The sequence below is a fragment of the Micrococcaceae bacterium Sec5.8 genome (assembly GCA_039636775.1).
GTDB lineage: Bacteria > Actinomycetota > Actinomycetes > Actinomycetales > Micrococcaceae > Arthrobacter.
In genome coordinates this window covers 57,649-71,075 of sequence record CP143429.1, presented here as the reverse complement: position 1 = coordinate 71,075, position 13,427 = coordinate 57,649, and the positions used below count along the sequence as shown (strand labels likewise).

Annotated in this window: 14 protein-coding genes and 1 pseudogene; 7 read left to right on the top strand and 8 right to left on the bottom strand. The window is 66.4% G+C overall.

Features of this window, described 5'->3' with window-relative positions:
- Positions 1–22 precede the first annotated feature (22 nt).
- The 5 genes from VUN84_00350 to VUN84_00330 form a co-directional block, all read right to left on the bottom strand.
- The gene (locus tag VUN84_00350) at positions 23–856 is read right to left on the bottom strand and encodes an SDR family oxidoreductase (GenBank protein XAS64182.1); all 834 of its coding nucleotides are present in this window, start codon (positions 854–856) and stop codon (positions 23–25) included.
- On the bottom strand, positions 849–2,720 hold the full coding sequence (locus tag VUN84_00345; protein ID XAS64181.1) for a PEP-utilizing enzyme: 1,872 nt from the start codon (positions 2,718–2,720) through the stop codon (positions 849–851). The genes VUN84_00350 and VUN84_00345 overlap by 8 nt, the downstream gene beginning before the upstream one ends.
- Before the next feature lie 68 nt (positions 2,721–2,788).
- Positions 2,789–3,874, bottom strand: coding sequence for a PEP/pyruvate-binding domain-containing protein (locus VUN84_00340; protein ID XAS64180.1), 1,086 nt, complete (start codon positions 3,872–3,874; stop codon positions 2,789–2,791).
- A 5-nt stretch (positions 3,875–3,879) separates the two neighbouring features.
- Positions 3,880–5,157, bottom strand: a complete 1,278-nt coding sequence (locus tag VUN84_00335) for a cytochrome P450 (GenBank protein ID XAS64179.1) — start codon at positions 5,155–5,157, stop codon at positions 3,880–3,882.
- A gap of 205 nt (positions 5,158–5,362) precedes the next feature.
- Positions 5,363–6,157, bottom strand: coding sequence for an IclR family transcriptional regulator (locus tag VUN84_00330; protein ID XAS64178.1), 795 nt, complete (start codon positions 6,155–6,157; stop codon positions 5,363–5,365).
- A 308-nt stretch (positions 6,158–6,465) separates the two neighbouring features.
- Here VUN84_00330 and VUN84_00325 point away from each other — a divergent pair.
- Positions 6,466–6,603 (top strand): annotated as a pseudogene (locus VUN84_00325) (formyltetrahydrofolate deformylase).
- 119 nt (positions 6,604–6,722) lie between these two features.
- Positions 6,723–7,145 (top strand): alternative ribosome rescue aminoacyl-tRNA hydrolase ArfB, encoded by a 423-nt coding sequence (arfB, locus tag VUN84_00320; GenBank protein XAS64177.1) that lies wholly within the window; start codon positions 6,723–6,725, stop codon positions 7,143–7,145.
- Positions 7,146–7,174: 29 nt separating this feature from the next.
- On the opposite strand, the gene VUN84_00315 is transcribed toward arfB, so the two are convergent.
- Both VUN84_00315 and VUN84_00310 read right to left on the bottom strand, forming a co-directional pair.
- Positions 7,175–7,960 (bottom strand): GNAT family N-acetyltransferase, encoded by a 786-nt coding sequence (locus VUN84_00315; protein XAS64176.1) that lies wholly within the window; start codon positions 7,958–7,960, stop codon positions 7,175–7,177.
- A gap of 47 nt (positions 7,961–8,007) precedes the next feature.
- The gene (locus VUN84_00310; GenBank protein ID XAS64175.1) at positions 8,008–8,730 is read right to left on the bottom strand and encodes an AAA family ATPase; all 723 of its coding nucleotides are present in this window, start codon (positions 8,728–8,730) and stop codon (positions 8,008–8,010) included.
- Positions 8,731–8,772: 42 nt separating this feature from the next.
- Between VUN84_00310 and VUN84_00305 the strand changes: the two genes are divergently transcribed.
- The gene (locus tag VUN84_00305; GenBank protein ID XAS64174.1) at positions 8,773–8,961 is read left to right on the top strand and encodes a hypothetical protein; all 189 of its coding nucleotides are present in this window, start codon (positions 8,773–8,775) and stop codon (positions 8,959–8,961) included.
- A gap of 47 nt (positions 8,962–9,008) precedes the next feature.
- Here the strand turns inward: VUN84_00305 and VUN84_00300 are convergent, their stop codons facing one another.
- Entirely contained in the window at positions 9,009–9,386 is a 378-nt protein-coding gene (locus VUN84_00300) for a hypothetical protein (protein ID XAS64173.1), read from the bottom strand.
- A 321-nt stretch (positions 9,387–9,707) separates the two neighbouring features.
- Here VUN84_00300 and VUN84_00295 point away from each other — a divergent pair, with 321 nt between their 5' ends.
- The 4 genes from VUN84_00295 (at position 9,708) to VUN84_00280 (ending at position 13,423) form a co-directional block, all read left to right on the top strand.
- Positions 9,708–9,896: a hypothetical protein gene (locus VUN84_00295; protein XAS64172.1), complete on the top strand. Its 189-nt coding sequence runs from the start codon at positions 9,708–9,710 to the stop codon at positions 9,894–9,896.
- 2 nt (positions 9,897–9,898) lie between these two features.
- Positions 9,899–10,687: a DeoR/GlpR family DNA-binding transcription regulator gene (locus VUN84_00290; protein ID XAS65898.1), complete on the top strand. Its 789-nt coding sequence runs from the start codon at positions 9,899–9,901 to the stop codon at positions 10,685–10,687.
- Positions 10,684–11,880: an N-acetylglucosamine-6-phosphate deacetylase gene (gene nagA, locus VUN84_00285; protein ID XAS64171.1), complete on the top strand. Its 1,197-nt coding sequence runs from the start codon at positions 10,684–10,686 to the stop codon at positions 11,878–11,880. Before VUN84_00290 ends, nagA begins: the two co-directional genes overlap by 4 nt.
- A 247-nt stretch (positions 11,881–12,127) precedes the next feature.
- Entirely contained in the window at positions 12,128–13,423 is a 1,296-nt protein-coding gene (locus VUN84_00280) for a sugar ABC transporter substrate-binding protein (protein XAS64170.1), read from the top strand.
- The last annotated feature ends 4 nt before the right edge of the window (positions 13,424–13,427 follow it).

Below are 13,427 nucleotides of genomic sequence, written 5' to 3'. Positions count from 1 at the left end.
AGTTGAGCGGGAAAGGGAGCGGTCAGATGAACTGGCGGCCGCCGTCGACCACCATGGTCTGCCCGGTGTAATAGGAACTGTCCGGCCCGGCCAGGAAGAGCGCCGCGCCCACGATGTCCTCCGGCTGGCTGGCCCGCTTGATTGCGCCGCGGTCCACACCGTAGTTCTCGGCGTTCTCCATCAGCCCGTAGCTGGCCTCGGTGAGGGTGAAGCCGGGGGCGATCGCGTTGACCGTAATTCCCCGCCGGCCCAGTTCCTTGGCCAGTACCCGGGTCAGGGCCACCACCCCGCCCTTGGAGGCGACGTAGTGGAGCCACTGCTCCGAGCCGCTGAAGATCGTGGCGCTGGAGAGGTTGATGACGCGCCCGCCCTCGGGCAAGTACGGGCTGGCGGCCCGCGTCATGAGCCAGGGGCCCTTGAGGTTGACGTTCATCACGAGGTCCCATTCGGCCGGATCGATGTCCTCGAACGGGCTGCGGGTCACCCCGGCGTACACCGCGGCGTTGTTCAGCACGACGTCGATGCTTCCGTTGCCGAAGTCGGCGCAGCCTCTCGCGAGGGCTTCGGTGGAGTCAACGCTGGTGACGTCGGCGTGGAAGGCTGCCGCGTCGGCCCCGGTGTCGAGGACCAATTTGGCCGTTTCCTCCGCGCCGTCGAGGTTCACGTCCGCCACCGCCACGCGGTAGCTGCGGCGGCCGAAGCCGAGCGCGAACGCCCGGCCCAGGCCGCCGGCGGCTCCGGTGATCAGGACGGTGCGGGCGGATTTGCCCGCGGGGCCGGGCAATTCCGCCCCGCCAGCTGCGCCCGGCTGCCCGGCGCCATCATATTCCGCAGGAAGCATATTCGGGTCAGACATGGCTGTGGCTGTGCGCGCCGGGCCCGGTGACCTGGAGCTCCGGTTCCTCTGCGTCGAGGATCTGGACGGTGCCCTTGGTCCCGTCCACCCGCAACCGCTGGCCGGTCTTGATCGTGGTGGACGCCGAGCCGGTACCCGTTACGGCCGGGAGGCCGTATTCCCGGCAGACGATCGCCGCGTGGCTCATCATGCCGCCGATGTCCGTGACCGTGGCTTTGATCTTGCCGAAGATCGGGCCCCAGGACGGTGCCGTGACGGTGGCGACGAGGATCTCGCCCTGCTGGACCTCGGAGAGCTGGTCCGCGTCGGTGACCACCCGGGCCAGGCCTTCGACGACACCGGGCGAAGCTGCCATGCCGCGCAGGCCGCCGCCCTCGACCGCTTCGCCGGCACCCAGCCACTGCTGGACCTGTTCCGTGGTGATGCCCCAGAGCATCCGGGTGAAGGGTTCGGTGATGATGTCCGGCGGGGTGTTCAGCGCCGGGGCCGGCCGGGCGGTCTTGAGCGCATCCACGATCCCGCGGCGGCGCTCGATCTCCTCCGGCCAGTAGTCCGGGCCGATCGGTTTGGCGCCGACGCCCCAGCCGGTGACGAGGTCGAAGAGTGCGTCGCGGACCTCGTTGCGGCCCAGGTAGAGCAGGTCATCGGGTTCGGTCCAGAAACCCTCGGCCTGCATCATGCGGCTGAGTTCGCGGATCTTGCGCCAGAAGACGCCCATGGTCCAGTGCTCGATGTAGAAGTTGTGGTTCTCCACATACGGGTAGGCGGTGGCCGCGAGCCCGCGCTTGGCGTCAAAGAGTGCCTGGTTTTCGCCTTCCAGGAGGTCCCGGTATTCCTCGATGATCCGGTCCCGTTCGATGATGAGGGCCGCGACCGGGCGCATGATTTCCTGGCCCTCGTCCACGCGGCGGATGTAGTCCGCGACGTAGCCGAGCGGGATTTCCTGGTGTTCGTTCCAGTACTTGTCGTGGCCGTAGAAGCCGTTGCCCACGGTGAAGTTAAACCACGGATCTTTGGCGGCCTCGTACTGGGCCGTCCAGCGGTCCCCCCCGGGGGCCGCCGCGATGGCAGCAAGGGTGGACTCGACGTCGTCCGTGTTGGCAAAATGCGGCTGCAGCTTCAGTTCGACGGCCAGTTTGGCCAGCCCCTTCAACTCGTCATCCGGGCGGAAGAGTTCCATGTCGACGCCCTGGACCATGGTGGCGATGGACTGGTCCGGGATGCTGGGGAAGACCTGCTTGCAGAAGTTGAAGAAGTCCAAATAGGCGATGTAGCCGAGATTGAGGAACTCGAAGTGGTACTGCCAGTTCTGGTACGCCAGCTGGATCAGGCGGTCGTAGCTCTCCAGCAGCTTCTCGGAGCCGTCCTTGCCCTTGCCGGAGAGGATGTCCTCCATCGGGACCACGTCCGGGAGCTTGGGGAAGGAGATGGTTTCCATCTCGTCGATGGTGCCCTTGACCTTGACGTGCCACTGCTTGAGAAGCTGGTCCCAGTTCTGGAAGTAATGGCCCACGCGCTGTTCGAAGAGGGGCACGCGTGCGGCGATCTGGTCTTCCGGCACCGGGATGGGCGACATGTAGAGGTAGCCCAGGTGCACCCGGAATTCGATGCCGTTGGCGTTGGGGATCATCAGGTGCCGGGCGTTGTACTGGCCCAGGCATTTGACCGCGAATTCGCCGCCGATTGTCTCGAACGGCTTGAACACCGTGGGCCAGTGCTGGCTGTCGCAGAACCAGAACTTGGCGTCCTCCTGTTCCTTGAGCTTGTCCTGGAAGACCAGGTAATACGGGTAGATTTTTTCCCAGCCCTCGGCGCCGGCCGGAACCGCAAGCTCGGAGGGTTTGGGGAAGGACTTCAGGGACATGGCGGTCCTTTCAATACGGGCTCGGCGTTGAGCCTGGGTGACGGAGCGGACGAGCGGGTCAAAACTTGCTAAAAGGTGGGCTTGAGGGGCGCGGGGCTGAGTCCGCTGAAGTAGCCGCCGGCGGTGGCGGAGGACGGGACTGTTTGAGTGACCACCGTCGGCTTGGAGGAGTGCACGGTTTCCGGGCGGGATTGCAGCAGGAGCAGGTTCTCACCGTCGGGCAGGTCCGCGTCGAGGGCCCACTCGATATCCTGCGGGCACCTGTAGTGTTTCTCCGCGCGCTTGGCCATCTGCGCGACGGCGGTGAGTTCGACGTCGCTGAGGCTTCGGCGCCCCCGGCGTTCAGCGTCGACTTCGCGTTCCACCAGGCGGCCGGCCACGGCGTCCGGGACGAGTTCGGCATGCTTGTCACCGAGGTGCTCGGAGATGACCGTCAGGGTGACCTTGTCCAGTTTGATGTTGTCCGGGGTGACCTGGCCGGAGACAACCATCTCTCCGACGCCGTAGGAGGAGTCGATGGTGATCTTGGAGCGGTCGCCGTTGGTGGGGTCCATGGTGATCGCGACGCCGGAGACCCGGGCGTTGACCATCTTCTGCACCACGACAGCCATGGAGAGGCCCTCGTTGGGGATGTTGTTCTTGAGCCGGTAGATGATGGCGCGGGAGGTGAAGAGCGAGGCCCAGCACTGGCGGATGTGTTCAGTGACGGCCTTGACGCCGTCGAGCCAGAGGTAAGTGTCCTGCTGCCCGGCGAAGGAGGCGTCCGGGAGGTCCTCTGCGGTGGCGCTGGAGCGCACGGCCACCGGGACGGGTGCCTCGAAGCGGGACATCAGGGCCTCGTAGGCGGTGACGGTGAGCTCACGCAGGGCCTGCGGGACCGGGCGGGAGCAGATGTCCTCGCGGATGGCGGCGGAGACCCTGTCCACCTGGCCCATGTCCTCCGGGTCCAGATCGGCGAGCAGCTGGTGGATGTGCCGGGTGATGCCGGCCTCCTCCATGAAGGCGTCGAACTGGGCCGTGGTGACCACGAAGCCGGGCGGCACGGGCATGCCGGCAGAGGTCATGGTGACCAGGGAGGCGCCCTTGCCGCCGAGGTTCTCCAACTTCGGTTCGATGCCGCCGTCGAAGAACTGGATGTAGTCGTTGCTTTGCATATTTCTCAGGCCTTCCAGCTGACGGGAACGGTCTCGGGGACGCGGAAGGAGAGATTTTCGCGGAAGGTGATGGCTTCCGGCTTCTCCAGCTGCAGGTCCGGGGCGATCCGGGCCACTTCCTCGAGCGCGATTTTGGCCTGGAGCTTGGCGAGCATATTGCCCAGGCAGTAGTGGATGCCGTACCCGAAGGAGAGGTGCTCGCGGGCATTGGGGCGGGTGATGTCGAAGTCCTCGCCGGCGTTGAACTTGTTCTCGTCGCGGTTGGCGGAGCCCATCAGGAGCAGCAGCTGCGCGCCTTCCTCGATGGCGACGCCGCCCACCTCGGTGTTCTGGAGGGCCTTGCGCCGCCAGCCGACGATCGAGCCGGCGTAACGCAGGACTTCGTCGATGGCGGCAGGGATTTTCTTGGGGTCCTCGACGAGCTGCTTCCACTGCTCCGGGCGGGCCAGAAGTTCGCGGAGGGCGTTGGAGATCAGCGTGGTGGTGGTCTCATGGCCGGCGAAGAGCAGGCTGTAGAGAACCGAGGCGATCTCATGATCGGAGATCTCGGCGCCTTCCTGCTGCGACTTCACCAGGTCCGCGGTGAGGTTGTCACCGCCTTCCTCGTGGGCCACCTTGACCAGGCGGAGGCATTCCTGCCAGTACTCGACGAGGTTGTGGGCGTGCGGGATCTGTTCATCATCGCTGAGGTCGCCCCAGGTCATCGCCGCGCGGGAATCACTCCAGCGCTTGAAGGTGTCCACCTGGGAGACATCCGCGCCGATCAGGGTGAGGATAGTGATGGTGGGGACGTCGTAGGCGAGGTCCTTGACCATGTCACCGCGGTGATCAGGACGGGCCAGCATTTTTTCGAGCAGGCCGGCCACGTTCTGCCGGATGAAGGGTTCCAGGGCCTTGTAGCGGCGGGGCGTGAAAGCTTTCTGGACCACGGCGCGGATACGGGTGTGTTCCGGCGGGCGGCGGGCGGACAGGCCCGAATACGCGGTGAAGCCGCCGTCCTCCATGATCTTCTTCGCGGCAGCGCCGCGTTCGCGGACGGGAGCCTGGGCGTTTTCGCTGGAAAAGGTCTGCCAGTCCTCAAAGACCGCTTTGATGTCCTCGTAACGGGAAACGACGTAGAGGCCGACCCGCTCGTCGAACATCACAGGCTGCTCGGCCCGGAGCTCGGCGTAGGCCGGAAAGGGGTCCTTCATCTGGAACGGCTCGTAACCGTGGTGCCCTGCGGGTGCTTCGGCGCCGTGTCCAAAGGGACAGCGACCGGCCGTTTCCGTCGAGGGTGACATCTGAGCTCCTTGGTTTTCGGTCCCGCCGGCAGCGCCAGTGCATGCCGGGGTTCTTAAATTCCAGTGTGGCCCCCATCACTATCGGCGAACAGGCTTACTTCCACTCAGTGGAAACCAGTTGCTTCCGCACTGCAGCAGTTCACGGTGCCGGCCCCGGTCACAGGACACCTCGACCGGGACATGCCTCAGCAGAGCGGGCGGCGGCTCAATGCGTCCCCGCCGTATGGCTGCCCAGCAGCGTTTCGAGCGGGATCCTCGCGGTGGCACGCTCAATCTGCGCGGCTATGCCCCGCAGGACAGGCAGGTGCCGGGTCATCGTGGCGGCCTGGCTGGTGGGCAGTACCAATCCGATCGAGGCACCGATCCTGCCGGTATGGAAGACCGGCACGGCGATTGAACAAGATCCCAACCGGACTTCCTCAAGCGTCGTGGCGTAACCCTGGCCGCGAATCCGGGTCAACTCCGCGGCCAGCTTTTTCGGGTCCACGTGAGTATGCGCGGTGTGCCGCTTCAGCTGCCGGTTCAGGTACGCGTCCCGCACCCAGTCCTCCTCGTAGGCCAGGATGACCTTGCCGACGGCGGTCGCGTGCATGGGCAGCCGGCCGCCCACCCGGGAGGCCCGCGGCACCCGCTTGGAGCCGTAAACACGGTCGATATAGAGCACCTCGTGGCCTGCCCGGACCGCCAGGTGCGCGGTTTCGCCGGTGAGGGAGAACAGGTCCTGGACGTACGGGCGGGCCGCGTCACGCAGCTGACGCCCGGTGTTCTGGGCGAGCTCCCAGAGCCGGATGCCCAGCTGGTAGCGCCCGTTCGGTTCGCGGGAAAGCAACCCCCAGTCGGTGAGTTCGGCGACCAGGCGGTGGGTGGTGCTCAACGGCAGTCCGGATGTCTCCGCAATATCGGTCAGGCTGAGGGCGCCCCGGGACTCTTCGAAGGCTTCCAGGATGGAGAGGACCTTTGAGGTCACCGTCCTGCCGGGTTCACGGCTGCCGCCGGCCATCCTGACCTCCTTGTCCGGGGCCGGCCTGGCGCGTCAGCAGGCAGCCCGTCGGCCCGTCGGCCCGTCGGCCCGGGATGAGTCTAGTCCCGGCTGAGCCTTCCCGGAGTACCCGCAGGGCCCACTCCCCCGGCAATGGGCAGCAGCCTCGTGGACATGCCGCTGCCAAACGTTCCAGCCCAGTTGCTGCCGGTCAGAGTGCGATAGCCCGGCGCGTACGCGAGGACACGCCGTACCACCCCGGATCCGGGCAGAAGCACTTGGGCTGGACCGCATGATCGGACCACTCAGCAGGTGGCAAGCAGTGCTGAAGGAGCATGGAAACGGTCGGCGCCACCGCCCATGACGTCAATGCGGAGCTTGATGAGGGCCCGATCATCTCCCAGCAGGTAGTGGAAGTGGACCACACTGTCGGCGCCGATGACCTCGTCACTGCCGGCCGCGGAACTGTTCCCCACGAGTATCCCAAGGACCTGGTGCACTAGGGGCTGGCCGGAAACCGGCGATGCGGGGCGCAGCGAGGCAGAAGGGGTTCTTGATCCGGACTATTTCGTGCAACGCTGGTGGCATGGATCTGGAGGTGTCGCCCGTGCTCACCATTCCGGCAGCAGAACTCAGCTGGCGGTTCTCGCGGTCCTCCGGGCCTGGCGGTCAGCACGTCAACACCTCGGACAGCCGCGTCGAGCTCCTGTGGAACGTCGCCGCCTCGGCGGTGCTGACGGAAAGCCAGCGGCTGATACTCCTCACGCGGCTCGAACAACGCTTGGTGGCCGGGGTGCTGACCGTGACCGCCTCAGAACGGCGGTCCCAGCTGCGCAACCGCGAGATCGCGTTGGCCAAGCTCACCAGCCTGGCGGCGGGGGCGCTGACCCCCGAGTCTGCTCCCCGCCGGGCCACCAAACCCACCCGGGGCTCGAACCGTCGCCGCCTGGCCGCCAAGGAACAGCGGTCAGCGACGAAACGGCAGCGGCAGCGGCCCTCCGCCGAATAAAACCCGCGGGCGGGAACACAGGCTCCGGTTCAGCGCCGCCAGCGGTACGGCGTCGTCGTTGAGACCCGAAGCAGGCCATAGCGTTCCAGGATCGGCCGTGAATAGTCCGTTGAATCGCTGTGGATGAGCGTCTTGCCCAGAGCGAGCGCGGCACGGGCCCGGGCGGCGGTGACTGCACGGTAGATTCCCCGGCCGCGCCATTGCTCACGCGTCGCCCCGCCCCAGATTCCCGCAAAGTCCGTGCCGGGAACCGGCTCAAGGCGGCCGGCGCTGACGATCACCCCTCGATGTTCGGCAACCCACAGCTCCATCCCGTCGCCGCGGGCGGCCCGGCGCAGGACGGCCTCGGCGTTGCCGTCCGAGGGCGGACTGCCAAAAACCTCATCCTGCATGGCGCTCATGGCCCGGATGTCCTGCTCCTCCGTGACCCGCCGCAGGCCCACCCCTGGCGGAAGCTCCACCTCGCCACTGAGAACACCGGCCGGCCCGATCATGATTGCCTCGGTCTCGTAAGGTTCGAATCCGTTCGCGAGCAGCGCGCCGTGGAGTCCGGGGGCGTGGTCATGGCCGCGCGTCTTCCATTCGACCCGCGCAATTGCCGGATCTGCCCGGCAGACCGCCAGTGCTTCGGCCACCCATCGAGCGATCGTCTCAACATCCGCCCCGTCGAGGTCCTGATAGGTCACGAAGCCGCGGCCGCCCTCGAAGGTCACCAGCCGCAGAGGGCCCAGCCGCTCAACGGCGATCGCACTGGGGGTCTCCGCATCTGTCCTAAGCTGCTGGTCATACGCCGCAAGATACTTTGAAATAGTCATTGGCCACCACGGTACAGCGGACCGGCGTGCCTCCCCGGCGGCCGCGCCTACATATGGCGGAGGTACCGCTCCGGCGCGTCCAGGAACGACCGCCAGTTTGCGACGAGGTCCAGATCAGCCCACACCCGCGGCCGCAACCCCCAGGGCCCCACTTCGAGGATTTGTGCGCCGGGAAGGGCAGCGAGCACCGGTGAGTGGGTGGACATGATGACCTGGGATTTGCCGGCGGCCAGTAGCTCTTTCAGGACGGCAAGCAGGGTGAGGGACCCGGTAAAGGACAACGCGGATTCCGGCTCATCCAGCACCCACAGTCCGTCCCCGTGGAATCGGTTAACGGCCAGCTCCAGGAAGGACTCGCCATGGGACATGTCATGGAACGGAATATCCGGTCCGGCGGTGCTCGGGTTGCTCTCAAGATAGGTGAAGAACCCATGCATGGTTTCCGCACGGAGAAAGTAGCCCCGTCTGGTGGTACCGGCGTTCCGGACCAGCTGCAGGTGATCGGCGAGCGCGGATTCGCTGGCCCGGGTCGTGTGCCGCGCTCCGGTTGATCCCCCCTCAGGCGACAAACCGTAAGCCAACGCGATGGCTTCCACCAGCGTGGATTTTCCGGACCCGTTCTCGCCCACCAGCACGGTGGCGGACGTCAGGTCCAGTCCTTGATCGAGGACCTGGGCGATTGGGGGCAGGGAGGCAGGCCACCGTAAGCGGTCCAAAGTGTTCGCAGGGTCCTCTGCGAGCCGCCGGATCGGATAATCGTGGAGGGCCATGCCCTCATTCTTACAGGCACCGGCGGCCCGTTGGATCGGCACGTGATCATTGACGAATGGGAGCGCCGAGTGGCGGCCGCCGTCATCGCCAAGCGCGCCGATGTGTTCTGGCTGCACCATCAGGAGCAAAAGTTTGCGGCGGGGACGTTATGGCGTCCGCGGTGGTCACCGACGGCGGCGGCCCGTTGCGCCACAGCACTCGAGCGTTCGGCCGCACCCCAGGGTCCGTAACGGCCGCTGGGTTGCCCCCGGCGACTGTGCGTTGCAACGCCGCCCGGTCACCCGGCCGCGATGAGAAAGGCAAGGCCTGCCAGGACCAGGGACACCGGAACCATCACCCGTCTTTCATGACTGCTCTTCGAGGCGAGATTCGGCAGCACGCTAAGGAGCAGGTAGGCCGCAATCACCCACATCGCAGCCACCGTGAAAGAGGACGACGGGAGGATCGAGATCAGGCCGGTTCGTTCCAACGCAACGAGAGCGAAAGCCGCATAGACGACGATCGACACGGCACTTCCGACTCTGAGCCGCGCGGGCAGCACCGGGTTCTGGCCTCCCCAAGCGAACCGGCCCAGGGGCAGCCCGGTGATGAGCAGCAGCTGGAACACCGCAAGGATGCCGAGCACCGCGCAGAAGGCCAAAGGAAGGACAGGCATGATCGGAAGCCTACTGCCGCCTGGAACGGTCCTCCACCGCAATACCTTTGGCCGGCAACCCGCCGGCGCTGATGCCGGCCGTCTGGATAGCATCGTTGAGCGCAACTGTGGTGCTCTTCGGCCGTTGCGTTTTCCAAGCCCGGCACCAACCCAGCGGAATGACGCTGCCGATAGCCCGTGCACCGCAGGGTTCATGACCCGTACGGTCATGCTAACTACGATGAGACCGCCGGCCCGACGAGCTAAAGTGATCGGATGATGGCGTTTGCGATCAGAATCGATCGTGGAACAGAACCGAAGCAGCCGAGTAGGAGACACGTCATGGCCGGGGACCCGCTGCGGGAACGTGTCGGCGCGCTGCTCACCTTCCACCGCCCTCCGCTGCTGCTCCCTGCGCGGACCGGGGAGAACGCCGGACTCCTCGGCGCGGCACTGCGCGCCCGCGCCGCCGCTGAACGTCCGGCTGCCCTTTCTGGCGCCACCACTCTTATGGAGACAGGAACCGCATGACACTGGACCGCACGGAGCGCCTCGCCGCAGTGCTCGACCTGCTCGCCGAATCCGGCCAAATTGAGATCGATGACATCATCACCAGCCTCGGCGTTTCGGCGGCAACCGCGCGCCGGGATCTGGACACGCTCGCGGCCCAGCAGCTGCTCACCCGCACGCGGGGCGGTGCGATCGGGCAATCCGTTGCTTATGACCTGCCCCTGCGCTACAAACGCGAGCAGAACGCGCCGCAGAAGCTCCTGATCGCACGCGCAGCCAGCGCCCTCGTAGCCCGCGGCGCCGTCGTCGGGCTCTGCGGGGGCACCACCAGCACGGCGATCGCCGGCGTACTGGGTGCCCGAGCGGACATCATGGAGGCCTCCCCGCACGCCACACTGACGGTGGTGACCAATGCCCTCAACATCGCCGCGCAATTGGCAATGCGCCCCCAAATCAAGACCGTGGTGACCGGCGGGGTGGTGCACTCGCGCTCATACGAACTCGTCGGCCCGTACAGCGATGCCGTGCTGCAGCGGGTGCGCATGGACATCGCGTTCATCGGCGTGAACGGGCTGGATCCACAGGCTGGCCCAACCGTGAACGATGAACGTGAGGCCGCCGTCAACTCCCTGATGGCAGAGCGCGCCGGCAGGGCCATGATCGTGGCCGACTCCAGCAAAATCGGCCGCGTAGCGTTCGCCCGCGTAGGCGAGCTGCACCGGTTCAGCGGGCTCATCACGGACTCAGGGATCAGCTCGGAGCAGCGGGCCGCATTTGCGGACCAGGGCCTGGACGTGATCGTCGCATCATGACTGTTCCACCCACCTGCATCATCCACTCCGCCCGCCTGGTCTCCGGCGGCTGCACCACTGCCGACGCCTGGGTGGCTTTCACGGGCACTGCGGTGTCAGCTGTCGGGTCGGGCACCGGCTGGCAGGCCCTGGGCGCTGCGGCCCGGGACGTGACCGATGCCGCCGGCCGCCGGCTGACCCCGGGCTTTATCGACATCCACTGTCACGGCGGCGGCGGGTTTGCGTTTGATGTCGGTACTGGCGGCCCGGAGGGGGCCCGCGCCATCCGTGAAGCCCTGGCCGTCCACCACCGCCACGGCACCACCCGCGCCGTGCTCTCCCTCGTCACTGCCTGCCAAAGCGACCTTGAACTCCGGCTCGCCGCCGTCGCCGACGCGGCCGAGACGAACCCGCTGGTGCTTGGCGCGCACCTTGAAGGTCCCTTCCTCGACAACTCCTTCCGGGGGGCGCACGACCCGGCACTGCTCCGCGCCCCCGACAGTGAGTCGATAGCCCGGCTGCTCACCGCCGCCAGGGGCCACCTGCGCCAATGGACCCTGGCGCCTGAGCTGCCAGGCGCGCCGGAAGCCATCCGTACACTCGTCGACGCCGGTGTCGCCGTGGCTGTCGGGCACAGTTCGGCCGACTACGCCACGGCCCTGGCGGCGTTCAAGGACGGCGCCTCGATCCTGACCCACGCCTTCAACGCCATGCACGGCATCCACCACCGGGCACCCGGACCGGTCGCAGCAGCAACGCATTCGCCCGGAGTGACGCTGGAAATCATTAACGACGGGGTCCACGTCCACCCGGAGGTGGTGCGCCTGGCCTTCGCCGGCGCTCCGGGCCGGATCGCCTTGATCACCGACGCCATGGCCGCCGCCGGTGCCGATGACGGTGAGTATGTGCTCGGGTCACTGGCCGTCACCGTCACCGGCGGCGTGGCCCGCCTCGCCAGCGACGGGACCGGGATGGAGGGGGCCATCGCCGGCTCCACGCTCACCCTGGACGCAGCCCTGCGCCGGGCGGTTAGGGAGTCGGGCATCCCTGTCGAAGAGGCGGTCACGGCGCTGACCGAAACCCCCGCGCGGGCTATCGGGCGCAGCCATGACCTCGGTCTGCTTGCGGCCGGTTACGCCGCCGACGCGGTTCTTCTCAGCGATGAGCTCACGGTCGACGCCGTGTTCGCGGCCGGCCGGCGCCTGCCGGCATAGGCGACCGCCGGCGTAGGCGACCGCCGGCATAGGCGACCGCCGGCATAGGCGCCTGCCGGCATAGGCGACCGCCGGCGTAGGCGACCGCCGCCGTCGCCGTCGCGCTGTCCCCGGCAACGCAGGCCGAACAGACGACGGGACCGCCTCATGGTGGAAAATAAGTTTCGACTATGGTTTCATGAGTGGATAATTATTTTCACCACAGCGGGGCGCTTAATCCGCTCACACGTTTCAATGAGGAGACCGCATGCAGAAGCGCTACCTTTCCGCCGCCATGGCCGCCGTCATGGCACTGTCCCTATCCGCTTGCGGCGGCAGCTCCACGGGCGGAGATGCAAGCAAAGCCGACGGCGAAACGCTCAACGTCTGGATCATGAAAGGCACCAACCCCGACTCTGAGGCGTTCTTTGATTCGGTCGGCCAGGAGTTCACCAAGGAGACAGGGGCCAAGCTCAACGTCGAGTATGTGCAATGGGCCGACGCTCACGACCGCTTCGTGACCGCCATTGCCGGCAACACGACGCCGGACGTCGCTGAAACCGGAAATACCTGGACGGCCGAGTTCGCCGATGCCGGGGCACTCGCGCCGATCGGCGCCAAGGTCAAGGAAGCCGGCCTCGATGGTGACCTCGTGAAAGGCCTGGTCGAATCCGGCACGTACGACGGCGACCTCTACGGCATGCCCTGGTACGCCGGAGTGCGCTCGATCATCTACCGCACCGACGTGTTCGAGGAGCTGGGCCTGACGGCCCCCACTACCTGGCAGGAACTGGTCGACACAGCCGATGTCATCAAAGCCAAGCGCCCCGACCTGATCCCCTTCCCGGTTGCCGGTGACGCAGAAATGCACGCCTATCCCTGGGTGTGGGGCGCAGGCGGGGACGTCTCAGTGCAAAAGAGCGGGAGCTGGGAATCGGGCCTGGCCAGCGACAAATCCCGTGAAGGCATCCAGTTCTATACGGATCTGGCCACCAAACACGGCTTCTCCACCGCTGGCGCCACCACGTGGAAGGAAACCGACGTCCTCGATAACTTCGCCCAGGGCAAGGTCGCCATGGCCATCTCCGGATCCTGGACCCCCGCCACCATCGTCAAGAAGGCTCCGGGACTCGAGGGCAAGCTGGGCGCAGTCCCCATCCCCGGCAAGGACGGCGGCATCAGCCCGTCGGTCCTCGGCGGCTCGCACCTGAGCGTGTTCAACACCGCAAAGAACGAAGACCTCGCCTGGGCTTTCGTGAAGTTGATGGGCACCGGCAAGTTCGCGCAGGAGTGGGCCGACCAGAGCGGGTACTTCCCCGGCACCAAATCGCTGCTGAACGAGACCGTGAAGTCCGATGACCCGCTGGTGAAATCATTCGCCAAGCAGATGGTCGACGGCGGCGGCTCAGTTCCCGTCACTCCCAAGTACGGTGCCGTGCAGGCCAAGAAGACCACCAATGCGATGATCCAGGCAATACTTTCCGGCCAGAAGAGTGTTGAGGAAGCCACAACGGATGCCGCCGCGGAGATGGACGACGTCATGAACGGCACGAAAACCCCATGACAGT